Origin of the sequence: Methylobacterium sp. C25 (genome assembly GCF_021352225.1) — a bacterium.
Classification (GTDB): domain Bacteria; phylum Pseudomonadota; class Alphaproteobacteria; order Rhizobiales; family Beijerinckiaceae; genus Methylobacterium.
Window position 1 is genome coordinate 293,348 of the sequence record NZ_JAAUVI010000001.1, and the last position, 19,757, is coordinate 313,104.

19 protein-coding genes are annotated in these 19,757 nt (G+C 67.6%); 9 read left to right on the forward strand and 10 right to left on the reverse strand.

What is annotated here, in order from left to right; genetic code table 11:
• The first annotated feature begins 47 nt into the window (after positions 1–47).
• The 3 genes from purE (at position 48) to HCU64_RS01360 (ending at position 2,781) form a co-directional block, all read left to right on the forward strand.
• Positions 48–545: a 5-(carboxyamino)imidazole ribonucleotide mutase gene (gene purE / locus HCU64_RS01350; RefSeq protein WP_233381998.1), complete on the forward strand. Its 498-nt coding sequence runs from the start codon at positions 48–50 to the stop codon at positions 543–545.
• A 12-nt stretch (positions 546–557) separates the two neighbouring features.
• Positions 558–1,676, forward strand: a complete 1,119-nt coding sequence (locus tag HCU64_RS01355; RefSeq protein WP_233381999.1) for a 5-(carboxyamino)imidazole ribonucleotide synthase — start codon at positions 558–560, stop codon at positions 1,674–1,676.
• Positions 1,677–1,920: 244 nt separating this feature from the next.
• A complete protein-coding gene (locus HCU64_RS01360; RefSeq protein WP_233382000.1) occupies positions 1,921–2,781 on the forward strand; it encodes a tetratricopeptide repeat protein in 861 nt (286 codons plus the stop codon).
• A gap of 100 nt (positions 2,782–2,881) precedes the next feature.
• Here HCU64_RS01360 and glpX read toward each other — a convergent pair whose 3' ends face one another.
• From glpX to HCU64_RS01375, 3 genes are all read right to left on the reverse strand, one after another.
• Positions 2,882–3,877, reverse strand: coding sequence for a class II fructose-bisphosphatase (gene glpX, locus HCU64_RS01365; protein ID WP_233382001.1), 996 nt, complete (start codon positions 3,875–3,877; stop codon positions 2,882–2,884).
• A 54-nt stretch (positions 3,878–3,931) separates the two neighbouring features.
• Complete coding sequence (locus HCU64_RS01370) at positions 3,932–5,323, reverse strand: homoserine dehydrogenase (RefSeq protein WP_233382002.1); 1,392 nt, start codon at positions 5,321–5,323, stop codon at positions 3,932–3,934.
• Positions 5,324–5,432: 109 nt separating this feature from the next.
• On the reverse strand, positions 5,433–5,912 hold the full coding sequence (locus HCU64_RS01375; protein ID WP_233382003.1) for a hypothetical protein: 480 nt from the start codon (positions 5,910–5,912) through the stop codon (positions 5,433–5,435).
• Between the two features lie 115 nt (positions 5,913–6,027).
• On the opposite strand from HCU64_RS01375, the gene HCU64_RS01380 reads away from it, so the two are divergent.
• Entirely contained in the window at positions 6,028–6,363 is a 336-nt protein-coding gene (locus tag HCU64_RS01380) for a hypothetical protein (RefSeq protein WP_233382004.1), read from the forward strand.
• Between the two features lie 40 nt (positions 6,364–6,403).
• Here HCU64_RS01380 and HCU64_RS01385 read toward each other — a convergent pair whose 3' ends face one another.
• Positions 6,404–7,780 (reverse strand): MFS transporter, encoded by a 1,377-nt coding sequence (locus HCU64_RS01385; protein ID WP_233382005.1) that lies wholly within the window; start codon positions 7,778–7,780, stop codon positions 6,404–6,406.
• Between the two features lie 337 nt (positions 7,781–8,117).
• On the opposite strand from HCU64_RS01385, the gene HCU64_RS01390 reads away from it, so the two are divergent.
• Positions 8,118–10,757, forward strand: a complete 2,640-nt coding sequence (locus tag HCU64_RS01390; protein ID WP_233382006.1) for a DNA translocase FtsK — start codon at positions 8,118–8,120, stop codon at positions 10,755–10,757.
• 21 nt (positions 10,758–10,778) lie between these two features.
• On the opposite strand, the gene HCU64_RS01395 is transcribed toward HCU64_RS01390, so the two are convergent.
• Positions 10,779–11,111 carry an SPOR domain-containing protein gene (locus tag HCU64_RS01395; RefSeq protein WP_233382007.1) on the reverse strand — a complete coding sequence of 111 codons (333 nt, stop codon included), beginning with the start codon at positions 11,109–11,111 and terminating at the stop codon, positions 10,779–10,781.
• Between the two features lie 324 nt (positions 11,112–11,435).
• Between HCU64_RS01395 and HCU64_RS01400 the strand changes: the two genes are divergently transcribed.
• Positions 11,436–11,684, forward strand: coding sequence for a hypothetical protein (locus HCU64_RS01400; RefSeq protein WP_233382008.1), 249 nt, complete (start codon positions 11,436–11,438; stop codon positions 11,682–11,684).
• 74 nt (positions 11,685–11,758) lie between these two features.
• Here the strand turns inward: HCU64_RS01400 and HCU64_RS01405 are convergent, their stop codons facing one another.
• Positions 11,759–12,403, reverse strand: a complete 645-nt coding sequence (locus tag HCU64_RS01405) for a TetR/AcrR family transcriptional regulator (protein WP_233382009.1) — start codon at positions 12,401–12,403, stop codon at positions 11,759–11,761.
• A 52-nt stretch (positions 12,404–12,455) separates the two neighbouring features.
• On the opposite strand from HCU64_RS01405, the gene HCU64_RS01410 reads away from it, so the two are divergent.
• On the forward strand, positions 12,456–13,286 hold the full coding sequence (locus HCU64_RS01410) for an oxidoreductase (protein WP_233382010.1): 831 nt from the start codon (positions 12,456–12,458) through the stop codon (positions 13,284–13,286).
• 15 nt (positions 13,287–13,301) lie between these two features.
• Here the strand turns inward: HCU64_RS01410 and HCU64_RS01415 are convergent, their stop codons facing one another.
• From HCU64_RS01415 to HCU64_RS01430, 4 genes are all read right to left on the reverse strand, one after another.
• Positions 13,302–13,634: a hypothetical protein gene (locus HCU64_RS01415; RefSeq protein WP_233382011.1), complete on the reverse strand. Its 333-nt coding sequence runs from the start codon at positions 13,632–13,634 to the stop codon at positions 13,302–13,304.
• Positions 13,631–15,940 carry an FdhF/YdeP family oxidoreductase gene (locus HCU64_RS01420; protein WP_233382012.1) on the reverse strand — a complete coding sequence of 770 codons (2,310 nt, stop codon included), beginning with the start codon at positions 15,938–15,940 and terminating at the stop codon, positions 13,631–13,633. The genes HCU64_RS01415 and HCU64_RS01420 overlap by 4 nt, the downstream gene beginning before the upstream one ends.
• 279 nt (positions 15,941–16,219) lie before the next feature.
• Complete coding sequence (locus tag HCU64_RS01425) at positions 16,220–17,299, reverse strand: quinone-dependent dihydroorotate dehydrogenase (RefSeq protein ID WP_233382013.1); 1,080 nt, start codon at positions 17,297–17,299, stop codon at positions 16,220–16,222.
• Positions 17,296–17,652, reverse strand: coding sequence for a DUF952 domain-containing protein (locus tag HCU64_RS01430; RefSeq protein WP_267922099.1), 357 nt, complete (start codon positions 17,650–17,652; stop codon positions 17,296–17,298). Before HCU64_RS01430 ends, HCU64_RS01425 begins: the two co-directional genes overlap by 4 nt.
• 215 nt (positions 17,653–17,867) lie before the next feature.
• Between HCU64_RS01430 and HCU64_RS01435 the strand changes: the two genes are divergently transcribed.
• Together HCU64_RS01435 and HCU64_RS01440 are read left to right on the forward strand one after the other, a co-directional pair.
• Positions 17,868–18,500: a S24 family peptidase gene (locus tag HCU64_RS01435; protein WP_233382014.1), complete on the forward strand. Its 633-nt coding sequence runs from the start codon at positions 17,868–17,870 to the stop codon at positions 18,498–18,500.
• A 119-nt stretch (positions 18,501–18,619) separates the two neighbouring features.
• Complete coding sequence (locus HCU64_RS01440; protein ID WP_442785886.1) at positions 18,620–19,720, forward strand: ATP-binding protein; 1,101 nt, start codon at positions 18,620–18,622, stop codon at positions 19,718–19,720.
• Positions 19,721–19,757: the final 37 nt, after the last annotated feature.

Below are 19,757 nucleotides of genomic sequence, written 5' to 3' on the forward strand. Positions count from 1 at the left end.
CTGGCGTCTCATCGCCGGTCCACTTCTAGCAACCGAAAGTGACGAGGATGTCGGGATCGGCCCCCGTGGCGATCATCATGGGAAGCCAGTCCGACTGGGCGACTATGCGGCACGCTGCCGAGACCCTGGATGCGCTCGGTCTCACCTATGACGCGCGCATCGTCTCGGCCCATCGCACCCCCGACCGGCTCGTCGCTTTCGCGAAGGGCGCTCGCGAGGCCGGCTTCAAGGTAGTGATCGCCGGTGCGGGCGGCGCCGCCCATCTGCCGGGCATGGCGGCCGCGATGACGCCGCTGCCGGTCTTCGGTGTGCCGGTGGAGTCGAAGGCGCTTTCGGGCAAGGACAGCCTTCTTTCAATCGTACAGATGCCCGCCGGCATTCCGGTGGGTACACTGGCGATCGGACGTGCCGGAGCGATCAACGCAGCTCTCCTCGCCGCCGCGGTGCTGGCGCTGACGGATGAAGGTCTCGCCGGCAGGCTCGATGCATGGCGCGAGCGCCAGACGGCGTCTGTCGCCGAGCGGCCCGACACGACCGAACACTAAAAGACAATTATCATGGCGAAGAAGATCAAGGCAGGGCCTGTGCGGCCCGGCGGCACCATCGGCATTCTCGGAGGCGGCCAGCTCGGCCGCATGATCGCGCTCGCCGCCGCGAATTACGGCCTCAAGGTCCATGTCTACGCGCCCGATGCCGACAGCCCGGCTTTCGACGTCTGCGCTGCGACCACGGTGGCGCCCTACGAGGATGCCGAAGCGCTTGCCGCCTTCGCCGACAGCGTCGACGTCGTGACCTACGAATTCGAGAACATTCCGCACGCTACCGCCGAAATCCTGGCGCGGCACGCCCCGCTTCATCCCAACCCGCGCGCCCTGCTGACCACCCAGGATCGCCTTGCCGAGAAGCGCTTCGTCAATGGCCTCGGCATCCCAACGGCGCCGTTCCGGCCCGTCGATACAGTGCAGGACCTCTCGGATGCCCTCGACGCCCTTGGCTATCCGGCCGTGCTGAAGACACGCCGGTTCGGCTATGACGGCAAGGGCCAGCGCATGATCCGCGAGGGCGACGACCTCGCGGCGATTCTCGCAGAGTTCCGCGGCGTGCCCTGCATCCTGGAAGGCTTCGTGCCGTTCGAGCGCGAGATCTCGGTGGTCGCCGCGCGCGGCACCGATGGAAGCTTCGCGGCCTTCGATCCCTGTGCCAACGAGCACCAGAACCACATCCTGGCGGTCACCCGCGTGCCCGCACCCGGCCTCGTCCGTGAGACGGGCGACGCGGCGGTCAGCATCGCCCGGCAGATCGCCGAGGCGCTCGATTATGTCGGCGTGCTGGCCGTGGAGTTGTTCGAGGTGGCCGGGCCGGCCGGCGCTGCGCGGCTCGTCGTCAACGAGATCGCGCCGCGCGTCCACAATTCCGGCCACTGGACCATCGAGGGCGCACTGACCTCGCAATTCGCGCAATGCGTGCGGGCCGTTTGCGGCTGGCCGCTCGGCAATTCCTCGCGCGTCGGCGGCCTCGACGTCGAGATGCGCAACTTGATCGGCGATCAGGTCGACGATTGGCTGGCGATCCTGGCCGAGCCCGGCGCGCACCTGCATCTCTACGGCAAGGGCGACGCCCGTCCCGGCCGCAAGATGGGTCACGTGACACGGCTCATCCGGCAGCGCGAGTCGTAACCCGCGCGCCACAGGCGGGCTGGATCGGACCCTCCGGAACCCCCAATCGGCCTCCGCGCCCGAGGGAGCCACACCTTCGCCACATCGAAAGGTTTCAGCGGCAAAGTCGCGCCGCTTTAAGTGCGCGTTCACCGCAATCGGCGAACGTGCATTTGCACTTCCGACCTTCGTCGAGAGCGCGACGGGATCGTAGACAGTGTCGGCCGACGCGGCGAGCGCGGGATGGCCGGAGGGGAGCGGGTCGATGACGTCCATGAAGCCGAGGACGCACCACGTTGGACTTGTCGGCGCGTTGGTGCTGACGGCAGCCGCTTTGGGCGGCTGTGAGACCTACAGCGCCGGTTCGCCGCGCCAATACGCGGTGCTCGACGCTGCCGACACAACCGGCGCCACCAACACCAACATCAATTCGCTGAGCGAGGTGATCTCGCGCAATCCGAACGATGCCGGCGCCTACGTGACCCGCGGCGCGGCCTATGCCCGCTCGGGCCAGTACGGCGACGCGATCGGCGATTTCTCGAAGGCGATCCAGATCGACCCGAATTCGGCCTCGGCCTACAACAACCGCGGCCTCGCCTACCGCCAGACGGGTCGCAACGACGCCGCTCTGCAGGATTTCTCGAAGGCCATCGCCAACGACCCGAATTTCGCTGCCGCCTATATCGGTCGCGCCAACCTCGAGCGTGCCCAGGGCGATCTCGGCGGCGCCGTCAACGATCTGAACGTCGCGATCCGCCTCGCTCCGGAATCCGCCGAGGCCTACCATGCCCGCGGCCTGGTCCGTCAGAGGCAGGGCCACGATGCCGAGGCCATCGGCGACTTCGCCGCCGCCATCGACCGCAACCCCTTCGTCGCGGCGCCCTACGCCGCCCGCGGCCAGAGCCTGATCGCCACGAACCAGTACGACAAGGCGATCGAGGACTACAACGCGGCCCTCAACGTCAACTCGAAGGACGCGAATTCCTGGGCCTATCGCGGCCTCGCCTACGAGAAGACCAATCGCAAGAAGGAAGCTCGCGAGAGCTACACTCAGGCTTCCTCTCTCGATCCAAACAACTCGGTTGCCAAGCAGGGCATGAGCCGGATGTCGGGCAGCATCTTCTAGGTTTCGGAAAAGATCAGAAAACGAAAAGGGCAGCGGGTCATCCGCTGCCCTTTTCGTTTCCGACACCATTCCTGCCGGCGTCAGGTGCGGCAGACGATCCTCAATGGTCCATCAGTGCCGGCCGGCGGTGCTCGCAGGCGATGCGTCGCACCGTTCCGGTATTGGAGCGATAGACTACGGTCTCGGTCTCGATCATCCCGGGTTTGAAGCGCACGCCACCGAGCAGCGCGCCATCCGTCACGCCGGTCGCCGCGACGATCACGTCGCCACGGGCCATATCGTGCATGTCGTATTTCCGGTTGGGGTCGGTGATGCCCATCTTCGACGCCCGCGCCCGCTTGTCGGCGCTGTCGAGGATCAGCCGGCCCTCCATCTGGCCGCCGATGCAGCAGAGGGCAGCTGCCGCAATGACGCCCTCCGGGGCCGCCCCGGAGCCGAGATAAATGTCGACCCCAGTCTCTTCGGGCGCCGTGGTGTGGATGATGGCAGCAATGTCGCCGTCCGAGATCAGGCGCACACCCGCTCCCGTCGCGCGCACTGCCGCGACGAGGTCGATGTGGCGCGGCCGGTCGAGGATGATCGCCGTGAGCGCGGAGGGTTCGACGCCTTTCGCCTTGGCGAGCGCGGCGATGTTCTCGGCCGGACTCTTGTCGAGATCGATCGTGCCGGGTGGGTAGCCGGGACCGATGGCGATCTTCTGCATGTAGACGTCGGGGGCGGCGAGCAACGTGCCCTTTTCCGCAAGCGCCATCACCGCGATGGCGCCAGGCATGTCTTTCGCGCAGAGGGTGGTCCCCTCCAACGGGTCCACAGCAATATCGACCTCGGGGCCGTTGCCGGTTCCGAGCACCTCCCCGATGTAGAGCATCGGCGCCTCGTCGCGCTCGCCCTCGCCGATCACGACCGTGCCGACGATGGGGAGCGCCGTCAGCTCGTCGCGCATGGCGTCGACGGCAGCCTGGTCGGCCTCGCGCTCCTTGCCCTGGCCGCGCAGTCGTGCCGCGGCGATAGCCGCACGCTCGGTCACACGCACCAGCTCCAGCGTCAGTCCCCGCGCGGAGCGGTCGCTGAAGATCCCGGTATCGGCCAAGGGCATCGTGGTTCCGTCCCTTTTGGTTCTTTGGGCCGGCCGTCTTGCGGCCTTGGAGCCCTATTCGCGCTCGATGCGGATCAACTGTGGCGCTTCCGCCAGCAGACCATCCGCAGCGATGGCGTCAAGGGCCGCACGGATGTTCCCCTCTGTTGCCGCGTAAGTGATCAACACCAACGGCACCGGTTGGCGCGCCAAGCCACGGGGATCGCTCGATGCAGCCCGGGCATCGGCCGGCTCTGCTTTCGCGGAACGGCGTTGGACGATGCTCTCGATCGAGATCTCGCGCTCGGCCATGCGGGTGGCCACACCCGCTGCGACGCCTGTCCGGTCGTGAACAGTGAGCCGGATGTAGTAGCCGCCCTCATGGCGTTGCATCTCGACACGGCGCGGCGCGGCGAGCTGCGTCACCGGCTGGCCGAAGGTCGGGCGCACCAGGCCGGCTGCCACGTCGGCGATGTCGGCGACGACCGCGGAGGCCGTGGCATCACCGCCTGCGCCGGGTCCGATGAGCGTCAACTCCTTCACGGCATCGGCGTCGATGGTGACGGCGTTGGTCACGCCCATGACCTGGGCGATGGCAGAGCCTTTCGGCACCATGGTCGGGTGCACGCGCTGCTCGATACCTGCCTCGGTCGCCTGGGCGACGCCGAGCAGCTTGATCCGGTAGCCGAGTTCGTCCGCCATCGTCAGGTCGAGGGGCTGGATCGCGGAGATGCCCTCCACCGAGACTCCCTCTACGTCGATCTCGACGCCAAAGACGAGGCTGGTGAGGATGGCGAGCTTGTGGGCGGTGTCGAAGCCCTCGACGTCAAAGGTCGGGTCGGCCTCGGCATAGCCCAACGCCTGCGCGTCCTTGAGGCAGGCTTCGAAGGTCAGCCCCTCCGCCTCCATTCGACTGAGGATGTAGTTGCAGGTGCCGTTCATGATTCCGTAGACGCGGCTGACCTCGTTGCCGGCCAGGCCTTCGCGGATCGCCTTGATGACCGGAATGCCGCCCGCCACGGATGCCTCGTAGGCAAGCGAGACGCCACGCTCCTCCGCTTGCCTGGCGAGCGCGTTGCCGTGATGGGCAAGGAGTGCCTTATTGGCGGTGACGACGTGCTTGCCGGCTGCGAGCGCTGCCTCGACGATATCCTTGGCCGCACCTTCCGAGCCGCCGACGAGCTCGACCACGCAATCGACGTTCTCCGAGCGCGCCAGGGCGACAGGATCGTCGAACCAGGTGATGCCGGTGAGGTCGATGCCGCGGTCGCGCTTCGGGTCGCGGGCCGAAACTGCCGTGACCGTGATCGTGCAGCCGGTCGCCGCCGACAGCGCCTCGGCCCGGCGCGCGATCATCCGCATGACGGAGGCGCCGACGGTGCCGAGCCCGGCAATGCCGAGGCGCAGCGTCCGCGGTCCGTCGCTCGAACCCGAGCGCGGCGAAAGGATGCGGGTCAGCAGGCTCATCGTCGTCATTCCACGTCACGCGGCCATCGCACGGCCGAAGGGTCACGCGCTGTAACGCGACCGGGACTGAGATGGGAAGATGCCGCGACGCGGAAGCCGCCTCGGCCGCTCAGCAGCCGCCGCTTGCCTTCAGGCTCCTTGCGAGCCGGGAGACGATCGGATCGTAGACCGCCTTGGCACTCGCGTCGTACTCGATCCGCATGAAGGCCGCCTGATCCTTGCAGCCCGCGATCGCCCGCACGTAGAGAATCCTGTCTCCCTTGGACCCAGACCAGGAGGCAGCGCGCGCCGTCACCGCGCGATAGCCGATCGACCAGCCCTTCTCGGCGTCACCGGCGATGCGCGACTCGGCCTCACGCCGAAACGTCGAATCGAGCAGGTTGGAGCCCCAGACCGAGAGCGCCGCGTGCCCTTCTGCCGACGCGGAGACACCGCCATCGCTGTTGTCGGCCTCCCGGATCGGCGGAAAGCCCGGGGGCAGATCGACGACGTAGCCGAAGCGCGCATTGCCGTAGGCCGTCCAGGATGTCGCGATGGCGGCAGAGGAGACAGCCAGGGCGAGGAGCGCGGCGGCAGCACGGGCGATCATGGGCATTCGTCCTCGTCGAGCTCCGCCGAGCGGCATCCACGTGCTTTGCCGAGAGACTTACCAGCGCGCGGCAGATAGGTGATACGGGATTCCGAATGGCTGGAGGCGTTGTCGAATGAGGTCATTGCTGCTGAAGGCGATGCTCGCCCTGGCCCTGCAATCCTCTGCCGCCCTCGCAGCACCGCCGCTCTGCGCTACGGACGCTGGCAAGCAGGCCCTCAAGTTGCTGCGCTTCCACAGCGATGGCGACGATCGGGCCACGATCGATGCCGCCAGCATCAAGCAGATCGGCACGGTCGCCTCCCTCGTGGGCAGCCGCCGCTTCGACGTGATCGAGGTGGAGGGCAGCATCTACAAGGGCGAGTACCGCATGCGCCTGATCTATGCGCGGATGCCCAGAAGCTGCGTCCTGATGGGACAGGAGATCTTCGAGCGCAGCGATCCCTACTGACGATTGGCTTCGATTCCGGCAGCCGCAGACAGCCTCAAGCTTACCGAACGGCGAGGCGCGTGAAGCTCGCAATGCTCGCGGCGCCCGCGAAAAGGCCGCCGAGCCCCATCGCAAGGGCCGGCCCATGCGCCTCCGAGATGGCGAAACAGGCCGCGACGAGCGCGGCGCCCAGGGTCTGACCGAGCAGTCTCGAGGTCGCGACGATGCCGCTCGCCCCGCCGGATCGCTCGGGCGGAGCGCTGGTCATCAGGGCGCGCAGGTTCGGTGCCTGGAAGAAGCCGAATCCCGCCCCGCAGATCATCATCCGCCAAGCGATGTCCACGACGCTCGGAGCCTCCGGCAAGGTGGCGAGGAGCCCCATCCCGACGGCCAGTACGGCGAGGCCGATGCCACCGAGCAGGCCCGGCGCGTGGCGGTCCGAGAGTCGCCCCGCTACGGGCGCCATCAGCGCGACGACGACGGGCCAGGGCGTCATCAGGAAGCCGGTCTCGACTTGCGAGCGCCCCAGCTGATGCTGGAACAGGAAAGGCAAGGAGACGAAGGCGAGGCCTTGGGCCGCGAAAGAGCAGACGGCGGTCACGGCCGAGAGCGTGAACAGCGGCCGCTTCAGCAGGTCGACCGCCAGCATCGGTGCGGGATGGTTGGCCTGTCGCCGCAGCAGCATCGTGCCGAAGAGGAGCGTCCCGCCGAGCTCGAGTGCGATCCGCCAGGGAGGCTGCTCGTGCGCTGCCTCGCCGAGCCCCAGGATGAGTAGGGAGAAGGTGATCACGTTGAGGATCGCGCCGATCCCGTCGAAGCGATGCGCCGCGCGGCCGGTATCCGGCAAGGCGTTCAGGGCGAGCGCCAGCGCGGCGAGCCCGATCGGCACGTTTACGGCGAACAGCCACGGCCAGGACGACGCAAGGAGAATGAGGGACGCAACCGTGGGCCCGGCCACAAAGCAGACGCTTCCCGTCAGCGCGTTGAGCCCGACCCCGCGCCCGAGATTATTGAGGGGATAGACGAAGCGGACCAGGGCGATGTTGACCGCCATGATCGCGCTCGCGCCGAGGCCCTGGAGCACGCGGGCGGCAACGAGGGTCGGCAGCGACCAGGCCAGGGCGCAGACGAGGGAGGAGGCGGTGAACAGCGCGATCCCGGCCACGAAGACCCGCTGCTGCCCGATGATCTCGCCAAGCGCTGCCATCGGCAGCAACGTCGCCATCACCGCGAGCTGATAGGCATTGACGATCCAGACCGAAGTCCCTGGATCGACCCCCAGATCGGCGGCGATGGTGGGCAACGCCGTGTTGGCGATGGCGGTGTCGAGAACGGCGAGCCCGATCCCGGTAAGGATGGCCGCCATGGCCCGCCTGCGCTGAGCCAGCGGCACGCCGTCTCGGGCAAGCGCCTGTGGTGTCGGACCTGGAGAGGACATCGATCGGCTTAGCTCACGGCATCGCGTTGCGGCGTGGGTTCGACGGCCCAGCCATTGTCCGGTGCGGGATCGAGGATGCGTCGCCAGTGAAGTAGCGCGCCGCGATCGGCTTCGCCTCCACCGAGCTTTGCATGGCAGGATCGTTTTCGCCGCGAAACGTCGTCATTTGCGATGACCGAAGGGAAGGAGCCGTCACAGCAGCGCATCCACAACAGAATGCGGCCTGCCCGCGATGCCCTGAAGCATCAGTGCCGCGGCAGCCAAGCAAGCTTAAAGGGCCGTTAACTGCACCGGGATAGCCTTAGCGAAAGATTTCTCGCTCCGCGTCCGGTCCCGCATGCGCTCGCTCCGCCGTTCCGCATCGCCGTACGACACATTCGTCGACAGCTTCCGCCCGTTCATGGCGAAGCGACTGACGGAGTTCGGCGGCCTCGTCCTGTTCGCCGGAGCCATGGCCATGATCGTGGCCCTGGCGACGTGGTCGATCGACGACCCAAGTCTGAACCACGCCACCGAACGGGCTGCGCACAACGTGCTCGGCCGCGCGGGCGCCGCCGTCTCGGATCTCGCCATGCAGCTTCTCGGGCTCGGCTCGCTGGCCTTCGCGCTGCCGCCGGTGCTCTGGGGCGCCCGGCTGATGCGCGAGCACAATCTGCCTCGCGGCGGCCTGCGCCTCGCCCTCTGGGTGATCGGCTTCCTTGCCTCCAGCGCCGTCGCGAGCGCTCTGCCGCCGACGGCGAGTTGGCCGCTGCCGACCGGCCTCGGTGGCGTCGCCGGGGATGCGCTGCTCTCGGTCGCCAGGCTCGTGGTCGGCGCCATTGCAGGGCCGGCCGCCGCCTTGGTCGGCGTGCTCTATGCCGCCGTCGCCATCCTTTCCCTCACCGGCGCCTGCCGCGCCGGCATCCATGACGAGGATGAGGAATACGACGAGCCGGTCTACGCGAACGATCGCCAGAGCCGCCACGATGCCGACGAGCCGAGCCTCGGCATCCTGTCGCTCGGCGCTCTGGCCCAAGCCATGATGAATGGTCGCCGGGCGCTGCGCACGCGCCTGGCCAATTTCCAAGCGGGTCGTCAGGCCGACGAGTTCGCCTATGCCGGCTCTTCGCCCGGTGCCATCGCGGCCCGCCGCGCCTTCGAAGACGATCCGCCTTGGGCCGAGCAGGCACAGGAGCGCATGCAAGGCTCGGGTGCGCGGCGCGAGCCGACTTTTGACGAGCGCGGCGAGAACCGGGACGAGCGTTTCGATCCCGCGGCCGAGGCGCCTGCGCCCCAGCCCGTCTCGCGCCGCATGCCCGCCGCGGCGATCTCGCAGGACGACGAGGACGACGCCTTCGAGGAGACGGCCCAGGCTCCGCGCGGCCGCGTCTCCGCTCCGCTGCCGCCGGCGGCGCCGGCCGGTCCGCGACCGATGCCGCGCGGCGAGCCGAGCGAATACCGTCACCCGGCCCTCGAACTCCTCGCCCTGCCGCGGCCCGCCGCTCCCGGGACCGAACTCTCAGCCGACGCGCTGGAGCAGAACGCCACGTTGCTCGAAGCCACGCTCTCCGATTTCGGCGTGCGCGGCGACATCCTGGCCGTTCGCCCCGGCCCGGTCGTGACGCTCTACGAACTGGAGCCGGCGCCCGGCACCAAGTCGAGCCGCGTGATCTCACTCGCCGACGATATCGCCCGATCGATGTCGGCGATCTCGGCCCGCGTCGCCGTCGTGCCCGGGCGCAACGCCATCGGTATCGAGCTGCCGAACACCAAGCGCGAGACGGTCTTCCTGCGCGAGCTGTTGGCCTCGCAGGATTTCGCGGAAACGAAGCAGAGCCTCGCTCTGTGCCTCGGCAAGAACATTGGCGGCGAGCCGATCATCGCCGATCTCGCCCGCATGCCGCACCTGCTCGTCGCCGGCACCACCGGCTCGGGCAAGTCCGTCGCCATCAACACCATGATCCTCTCGCTGCTCTACCGACTGAAGCCGGAGGAGTGCCGCCTGATCATGGTCGATCCCAAGATGCTGGAGCTGTCGATCTATGACGGCATCCCGCACCTGCTCTCGCCCGTCGTCACGGACCCGAAGAAGGCGGTCATCGCCCTGAAATGGGCCGTGCGTGAGATGGAGGAGCGCTACAAGAAGATGTCCAAGGTCGGTGTGCGCAACATCGACGGCTTCAACGCCCGGCTCGCCGAAGCCCGCGAGCGCGGCGAGACCATGACCCGCACCGTCCAGACGGGCTTCGACCGGCACACGGGCGAGGCGGTCTACGAGGACGAGGTCATGGACCTCAACCCGCTGCCCTACATCGTGATCGTGGTCGACGAGATGGCCGACCTGATGATGGTGGCCGGCAAGGACATCGAGGGCGCGATCCAGCGTCTCGCCCAGATGGCCCGCGCTGCCGGCATCCACCTGATCATGGCGACGCAGCGTCCCTCGGTCGATGTCATCACCGGCACGATCAAGGCGAACTTCCCGACCCGGATCAGCTTCCAGGTCACCTCGAAGATCGACAGCCGCACGATCCTCGGCGAGATGGGCGCCGAGCAGCTTCTCGGCCAGGGCGACATGCTGTTCATGGCCGGTGGTGGCCGCACCACCCGCGTGCACGGACCGTTCTGCTCGGATTCGGAAGTCGAGAGCGTCGTCGCCCATCTCAAGCGCCAGGGCCGACCCGCCTATCTCGACGCTGTCACGGCCGACGAGGGCGACATCCCCTCCTCCGGAGGCGCCGGAGGCTCCTCCGAGGACGGTCCGGTCTTCGACGCTAGTCAGTTCGGATCCGAAGGCGGCGATCTCTACGACCAAGCTGTGGCCGTCGTCCTGCGGGACAAGAAGGCCTCGACGTCCTACATCCAGCGCCGCCTGCAGATCGGCTACAACCGCGCGGCCTCGCTCATGGAGCGCATGGAGACCGAAGGCCTCGTCGGGCCGGCCAACCATGCCGGCAAGCGCGAGATCCTGGTGGAGACCGAAGAGCAGGGTTTCTGACGAGGATCGCAGCCCGGCCCGCTATTCACCGAGATAGCGGCCGGCCTTGATGAAGGGCTCGGGCACGCAGGGCTTCAGCTTCGCCAGGGCCACCCGTGCCTGCGCCTCCGTCCGGTAGGCGCCCACCACCACGACGTCGAAGCCCTCGGCAAACTTCTCGAACTTCACGCTGAAGTCGTTGAAGGGCTCGAGACCGCAACGCTTCACCGCCTCGCTCGCCTGCTTGATCGCGGCGTATTGCGGATTCGTGTTGTCCGGGTCCTTGAACGACCCCGCAACGAGCCAGAACCCGTCGTTGAGGACCGAGGCGGCTTGCGCACACGCCAGCATGCCCGCCAGCGCCGTGGCCGACATCAGCGCCCTTCCTCCCATCGCCATGTTCGCCCCTCGACATCATGCGCGCATCCGCGACGACCGAAATGCCGTGCGGGCTGACGGCGTTAAGGCGTCTCCAAGCCGCCGTGGCGAATTTCCGAAAGCGGTCGACGTGTGTTTGCGCACACGAGCATTGCACCGCGGAGTAACTCTCCGCGGTGCCCCGCGAAATCCTCTGCAGCGTAGAGATTCAGTCTTACGCTCATCAGAGCCGCGATCATCGGATCATCGATAGGATCTCGATCGCACACCGACAATGAACCTCAAGATTTGCAAGAGATCACCTTGCAGAAAGGCCAAGTCATGACCGCACGTCTTGCTTCCGTTCTGTCCGCCCTCGTCGTCGGCATCGGCATGGCCGGTGCTCCGAGCTTCGCTCAGGCCGAGACGTTCCAGGCCTGGGGACACGAGTTCACCGTCCCCGGGACCTCGGAGGCGACCTCGTCCGTGACGGCGCCGACCCGCTACACCAGTATGCCCGCCGACACGGTCCAGGACAGCCGCGCCGGCCGTCATGTCTCCGGCATGAGCCACGGCACGGTTCGCCGCTGAGCGTCCCCGCTCTCAAGAGAGCCGATGCTCTAGAGATGCCGAGGCACGGGTGATCCGCGCCTCGGCATCTCGATTCATGGCTGAGCGGCCGCGCCGTGTTCGAGAGCGACGAGAAGCTCGATACGTCCGTCGCGAGCGACGAAGCCCAGGAGAGCCGCTGCCGCTGCCGCCCGCGCGCGCGGCCCGAGCGAGGCATCGGGGATCTCTCCCGCCGTCCAGAAGGACAGCACGCCTCGAAACGCGATGGCGAGGTGGTCGGGGAGCACGGCGAGCGCGAGCGGCCGTGTCGCGGAAAGAAGCTCCTCCCCCGGCCCCAAAGCCTCGGCCCAGAGGGAACGGGACTGAGCCGAAACCTCTCCGGGCTCCTCGTTGGGGCTTCCGATCGCGCCCATCACGACGCGGTTCACGGCAGGTGAGGCCAGCATGACCTGCACCGCGATGTCGACGGCGAGAAGCACGCGCCCGCAGGCCGCTTCCGGAAGGACTGCTTCGCCGAGCTGCGCGTGCATCGCCGCAATGCGCCGGGACGACAGTGCGAGCATGATCGCGCCTTTGCCGCCGAACTGATTGAACGGCGTCGCGAAGCTCACCCCTGCGTCGTCGGCCAATTCCCGCATCGAGAAATCGGCACTTCCCTGAGCGAGAAGGCGCTCGGCCGCGTCGAGCACGCGTTCGCGGGTCGGCTGCCTGGCGGTGGAAGCGGTCTTGTCACGGCTCATCCCATTTTTATATCATGATATAACTATAAACCAACAGCCTCACGGTGATCTCATGACTCAATCCAAGACCTTCCTGATCACCGGCGTCAGCTCCGGCCTCGGCCGCGCCTTCGCCGCCGGCGCCCTGGCTGCCGGCCATCGGGTCGTCGGGACCGTCCGGCGCCAGGCCGATGCGGACGCGTTCGCCGCGTCGGAGCGCGCCACCCCGCTTCTCCTCGACGTGACCGACGACGCGGCGGTGGAAGAGGCCGTCAAGAACGTGGAGCGCGAGATCGGGCCCATCGACGTGCTGGTGAACAATGCGGGCTACGGGCACGAGGGCGTTCTCGAAGAATCGTCGATGGACGATCTTCGTCGTCAGTTCGCCGCCAACGTCTTCGGCCCCGTCGCCATGATCAAGGCCGTGCTGCCGGGCATGCGCGAACGGAGGCGCGGCCACATCGTCAACGTCACGTCGATGGGCGGCTCCGTCGCGCTGCCGGGGGTGAGCTTCTATTGCGGCAGCAAGTTCGCGCTCGAGGGCATCTCGGAGGCGCTCGGCAAGGAAGTGGCGGCCTTCGGCATCCGGGTGACGTCCCTGGCCCCCGGCCAGTTCCGCACTGATTGGGCCGGGCGCTCGATGGACCGCACGCCGCGCAGCATCGGCGACTACGACGCGGTCATGGACCCGCTCCGCGCCGCACGGCAGGCGAAGAGCGGCAACCAGCCGGGCGATCCCGACAAGGCCGCTCAGGCCCTGCTCAGGCTGGTCGAGGCCGAGAACCCGCCGGCACGCCTCTTCCTCGGCGAGGATGCGCTCGGACTCGTCGCGCAGAAGATGGAGCAGGTGCGGGGCGAGATCACGGAATGGGAGAGCCTGTCGCGCTCGACCGCCTTCTCCTGATGCTCCCGGCGCCGATCAGGAGTTCCGGCTGCGCTCGCGCTTGGTCTCGGTCCTAAGCGCGCCGAGCAGCGATCCGCCCTCCTCGCTCACCTCGTAATGCGCGCGCTGCGTGCGGGCGTTGCGCGAGGTGACCGTCAGCAGACCGAGATCGACCAGGATCTCCAGTGCGCGCAGAACCAGCGCGTGCTCGATCCCGAAGATGCGCGCGAAGCTGCGCGTGTCCGCGGCGATCCCAAGCGACAGTCCGGCGAGCACACCGGCTTCCAACTGCGAGAGGTCGAAGCGGAGGGCCGCGATGGTGTCCGTCGCGGCGAGGAAGGTTTCCGCGTCGGCGGGCGGCTCGCTCATGCCGCCTTGGCAAGCACGGGGCGGGCGCGGATCTTCACCAGCACCGATTTCGAGGTCGGAGTGTCCGAGAACTCGCCGAAGCTCGACAGCGGCACCATCACGTTCAGCTCGGGATAGTAGCCGGCGAGCGAGCCGCGCGGCATCTCGAACGGTACCAGGCGGAAGTCCTCGGCCACGTCGCCCCCATCCCCGTCATCGGCACGAACGACGTCGACACGCTCGCCGTAGAGGCCGCGAAGGACGGCGCAATCGTCGGGATGCGCGAAGATCACGCGGCGCTCGCCGTAAACGCCGCGATACCGATCATCGAGACCGTAGATCGTCGTGTTGTACTGGTCGTGGCTGCGGAACGTCTGCAGGACGAACGTATCCGTCGTGCCGGCAGCCTTCTGGTGCTCGGTCGCCTGCGGGATCGGGCCGAAGGAGAAGCTGGCCTTGCCGCTCGCCGTCTCGAAGACGCGCTCGGCGGCGAGATTGCGTAGCATGAAGCCGCGCGGGCGGCGGACCCGCAGATTGAAGCCGGTGAAGCCGGGGATCGTCTTCTCGATGAGATCGCGGATCAGGTCGTAATCGTCGGCGAGCGCAGCCCAATCGACATGGGCAGAACCGACCGTCGCTGCCGCCATGCCGGCGATGATGCCGATTTCCGAGCGCAGCTCCGGCGAGGCCGGCTTGTTGATGCCGCCCGAGCCGTGGACCATGCTCATCGAATCTTCGACGGTCACGATCTGAATCTTGCGCTTCGAATTCCGGTCGATCTCGGTGCGGCCGAGGCAGGGCAGCAGGTAGCCGACGCGGCCCGGCAGCAGGTGCGAGTGGTTCAGCTTCGTCCCGATATGGACGGTGAGTTCGCAGGAAGCGAGCGCCTTGGCGACCAGAGTGCTGTCCGGCGTCGCACGGGCGAAATTGCCGCCGAGACCGATGAAGGCCTTCGACGAGCCGTCGAGCATGGCGCCAATCGAGGCGAGCACGTTGTGGCCGTGGGCGCGGGGCGACTTGAAGCCGAACTGGCGGTCGAGAGCGTCGAGGAAGGCGGCCGGCGGCTTCTCGTTGATGCCCACCGTACGGTCGCCCTGCACGTTCGAGTGGCCGCGCACGGGGCAGAGGCCGGTGCCCGGACGGCCGACATGGCCGCGCAGGAACATGACGTTGGCGATCTCGCGCACGGTCGCGACGGAGTGCTTGTGCTGGGTCACGCCCATCGCCCAAGTGGCGATGACCTTGTCGGCACCGAGATAGACGTCGGCCGCCGTCTCGATCTCCTCGCGGGTCAGGCCGGACTGGTCGAGGATCGCCTCCCAGGAGGTTGCATCGACGGCGGCACGGTAGGCCTCGAAGTCGGAGGTTTGACGGCGCAGGAAGGCGCGGTCGAGCAGCGAGGGCTTGCCAGCGGCGAGCGCAGCGTCGTCGCGAGCGAACACCACTTTGGCGATGCCGCGGAAGGCAGACATGTCGCCGCCCAGACGCGGCTGGAAATAGTGGCTGGCGATCGTATGGCTCGCGCCGCGCAGCATCTCGACGCTGTTCTGCGGGTCGGCAAAGCGCTCGAGCCCGCGCTCACGTACCGGATTGAAGGCAACGACGCGGGCACCGCGCTCGGCGGCCCGGCGCAGGTCGGCCAGCATGCGCGGATGGTTGGTGCCGGGGTTCTGGCCGACGACGAAGATCGCGTCCGCCTTCTCGAAATCCTCCAGCAGCACCGTGCCCTTGCCGATGCCGATGGCCTCGGTCAGCCCGATGCCGCTGGCCTCGTGGCACATGTTGGAGCAGTCGGGGAAATTGTTGGTGCCGTAATGGCGCGCGAAGAGCTGGTAGAGGTAGGCCGCCTCGTTGGAGGCACGGCCGGACGTGTAGAACTCGGCCTGATCGGGATGATCGAGCCCGCGCAAAGTCGCGCCGATCTCGGCGAAGGCCTCGTCCCAGGTGACAGCGACATAGCGGTCGGAGGCCGCGTCGTAGCGCATCGGATGGGTCAGGCGACCTTCGAGCTCGAGGGCGTAGTCGGTCCAGCCACGCAGCTCGGTCAGCGTGTGCTTGGTGAAGAATTTCGGCGGCGTCCGTTTGTCCGTGGCTTCCCAGGAGACTGCCTTCACGCCGTTCTCGCAGAACTCGAAGGACGAGCCGTGAGCCGGATCACCCCATGCACAGCCGGGGCAATCGAAGCCATCGGGTTGGTTCGCCGCGAGCAACACGCGGGCGCCGGACAAGGGGGCGCGGCTCTTGAGAAGGTGCTTGCCGCAACTCTTCAGGGCCCCCCATCCGCCGGCGGCAGAAGAGCGCTTGAGACCGTGTTCCGTGGTGCTCATGAGGTCCGATCGCGGAAGTCGGAGAATAGCAAGTGTCTGTCGGCCGGCGGCATCATCGCGATGGCTGCACGGCGGCTGAAAGCGCCAGCGCAATGTAGCAATTCGCACCCGCAAAATGATTTCGGCTGAGCGTTGGGATACCCATGCGAAAAACGCATAACTCAGGCATTATCCTACCTGAGCTACCTAATTTTGGAATAATTTGAGAGGAGAGGTGGCTGTGCGGCCGAGACCTGCGGCCTTAGGCGGCTTGGTTGCAGCGCGGAAAAGCGGAAGGCGTTATCCTGCCAGCTTGGTCAGTTCGTTGGCATCGCGCCCGATTACCGCCTCGAGGCCGCTCAGGCCCTCGGCCTTCAACCGTGCCGAGAGACCGCTTTTGATTGTCTCGACGAGGCCGGGGCCTTCGTAGACCAATGCCGAATAGAGTTGGATCAGGTTCGCCCCGGCCCGGATCTTGGTCCAGGCGGCCTCCGCGGAATCGATGCCGCCGACGCCGATCAGCGGAATCTGCCGGCCGACCCGCAAAAAGGTCTCGGCGAGAAGCCGCGTTGATGGCGCGAAGAGCGGCCGGCCCGAGAGCCCGCCGGTCTCTCCGGCGATCCGCTTTTCGGTGAGGAAATCAGGCCGTGCGACGGTGGTGTTGGAGACGACGAGCGCCTGCACGCCGCGGCGGAGCGCGGTGGCCGTCATCGCGTCGAGGGCGTCGAGGCTGATGTCGGGAGCGATCTTCAGGAGGACCGCGGTGCCTGGATGCGCTTCGTCTCGGGCCGCGATGGTGCGGGCGAGCAGGTCGTCGAGGAACGCCTCGCCCTGGAGGTCGCGCAGGCCCGGCGTGTTGGGCGAGGAGATGTTGACGGTGATGAAGTCGACGAGCGGCGCCAGCGAACGGGTGCAGGCGACATAGTCGGCGAGCCGATCGACTGCCTCCTTGTTGGCGCCGATGTTGACGCCAACCACGCCGCCCCTGCCCTGCCGTGCGCGCAACCGGTCTGCGACGGCGTCGAGACCCTCGCTGTTGAGGCCGAAGCGGTTGATCACGGCGCGGTCACCCGCAAGGCGAAATACCCGCGGCTTCGGGTTGCCCGGCTGGGGCCTCGGCACGACGCCGCCAACCTCCACGAAGCCGAAGCCGAGTCCGAGCATCGCATCGGGTACGCGCGCCCCCTTGTCGAAACCGGCGGCGAGGCCGACGGGGTTGGGGAAGCGTTTGCCGAACAGGTCGATGGTCAGCCGAGGATCGGCGGCAGCCGGGGTGCGTGGCGGCAACAGCGCGAGGGCGCGCAGAGTCAGGTCGTGCGCCGTCTCGGCATCGAGCCCATGCAGCAGCGGCCGCGCCAGCGGAAACAGCGCCGAGATCATGCGCCCTGCTCCGCCATCACCGCGGCCGGAAATATGTGGCGACCATCGGATCCGAGTGGCAATTCGTCGACACTCCGGACGGCGCTCAGCGGCAGGTCGCCGTAGAGATGCGGAAACATGTCACCGCCACGCGAGGGCTCGAAGCGCAACGCCTCTCCCAACGCGTCACCCTCGATCGCGACGAGCAACAGATCCTCGATGCCAGCGAAATGGCGTGCAGCGGTCTCGGCCGCCTGCGCAGCGGTGGAGAAATGGATGAAGCCGTCGGCATGGTCGATCGGCGCTCCGGTGAAGCGTCCGGCGGCCTCGGCTTCGGCCCAGAGCGCGCGCGGGCAGATCTTGTAGACGAGCATGATGGGTCGGGCCTCTCCCGCGTGCCGCGCGGAGCGCTTAGGACGGGCGCAAGAGGGCCGCAACCCAGGAAAGCTGCTTGGTGCAAAGCGCAGCTTTTTCAGACCGCCCAACCATGCCAGAATCGCAATCGTTTCGCGTTGCGTTCGCCGCGTCGTAGTTCTACTTTCCTAGCACTAGGCTGGCTGTCTCAACCGGCCCGATCCACGAGCTCGCCATGCTGTCGCACGACCAGATCTGGATGGCGATCGATCGTCTGGCCGAGCGCCACGGCTATTCGGCATCAGGACTCGCTCGCCGCGCGGGGCTCGACGCCACCAGCTTCAACCGCTCGAAGCGAATCGGGCCCGACGGCCGCAAGCGCTGGCCCTCGACCGAATCCGTTTCCAAGATTCTCGCTGCCACGGGTGCGAGTCTCGATGATTTCCTGCGGCTCATCGTCGGCCGCGACGGTCCGCTGCGCACCATGGTGCCCCTGATCGGCATGACGCAGGCCGGCGCCGGGCGACTCTTCACCGACGAAGGCATGCCTGCCGGGGGGCCGGGCTGGGAGGAAATCGAGTTTCCGGATCTCGGCGGCGACCGCGCCTTCGCGCTGGAGGTCCAGGGCGATTCGATGATGCCGCTGTACCGCGATGGCGACGTCCTCATCGTCTCGCCCACAGCGAGCGTCCGCAAGGGCGACCGCGTGGTGGCCCGTCTCTCCTCCGGCGAGGTGCTCGCCAAGGAGTTGCGGCGCCGGACCGCCCGTACGGTCGAGCTCGCTTCCCTCAATCCCGAGCACGAGGACAGGGCCGTCCCCGTCTCCGAGATCGCCTGGATGGTGCGCGTGATGTGGGTGCGCCAATAGCGGCCGCCCCCGACCCGCGCGCAGCCTTGGGCGTTCGAGGGAATACGGGTATCGATCTCGCCGATGCGAGCCCGGCCCAGCCGCGCGAGCGTGACGGGTTGCAGCCAGGGAAAGCGGCCATGCCATCGCCCGACGAGGACGGCCCATCCGCAATGGCGCTGTCGCAGGACGCGCTCACCCTGCTCGACGCATCTCCCGTTCCAGCCTTTGTCGCGGAGGCAGGCGTGATACGCGCGATCAATCCGGCGCTCGCGGCATTAGCCGATCGCCCGGCAGTCGAGTTCCTCGACGGCGGCATAGAAGTGCTTCAGGCCAGCCAGGGCGACGCTGCCGCCTGGGCGGCACTCCAAGACGCGATCGCGCAACGCCACACCACAGCTCTCGATCTTCTCTGCTCGCGCGCCAATGGCTCGTCATTTTGGGCGACAATTGCCCTCGCGCCGCTCAGAGGCACAAGGACAGTGATCGGCCAGGTCGTCGACATCACCCGCCGGGTCGATGCCGAGGGAGCGCTCGTGCTGTCGCAGCAGCGCGAGGCGCTCGGGCTTCTCACCAACAGCGTCGCGCACGAGTTCAACAACTTCCTGCAGATCCTGATCGGCTACGTGGACGGGCTGAAGCGCCGGCTCGCCGACCGGCCTGAGCCCTTCATTCAGCGCGCCGTGACCCGCTCGACCGAAGCCGCGGAGCGCGCCGCCGTGCTGACGCGCCATCTCCTCACCCATTCGCGCCGGATCGCGCCGGACGTGAGGGCGGTGGACCTCGACGCCTTCCTTGCATCGATCTCCGATTCGCTGACCGCCGCGCTGCCGCCCCGGCTGAGCCTGTCGATCACCGGGACGGCCGGCCTGCCGCCGGCCCTGTGCAACCCGACGCAGGTCGAGCTTGCCCTGCGGCACATCCTGGCGAATTCCGCGGAGGCCACGACGGAGGCGGGCAGAGTCACCGTTGCGACCTTCGCCGTGCCGCGCGGCGACAGCACGCTGCATCGTCCTTCCGACGGCGCCGTCGGCATCGCGATCTCCGATCGCGGGCACGGCATGTCGCCGGAGATGCTGACCCGCGCGCTCGCCCCGTTCGCCACCAGCCGCGAAGCGGGACGCGGAGTCGGGCTCGCCATCGTGCACGGGCTGATGAAGCGCCAGAACGGCACGATCTCGCTGGAGAGCCGGCCTGGCGAAGGCACCACGGTGCGCCTCGTCTTCCCTACAGCGCCGTAGCCCTTCGGACGAGCATCGCGGCAGCCGCCGCGAGATG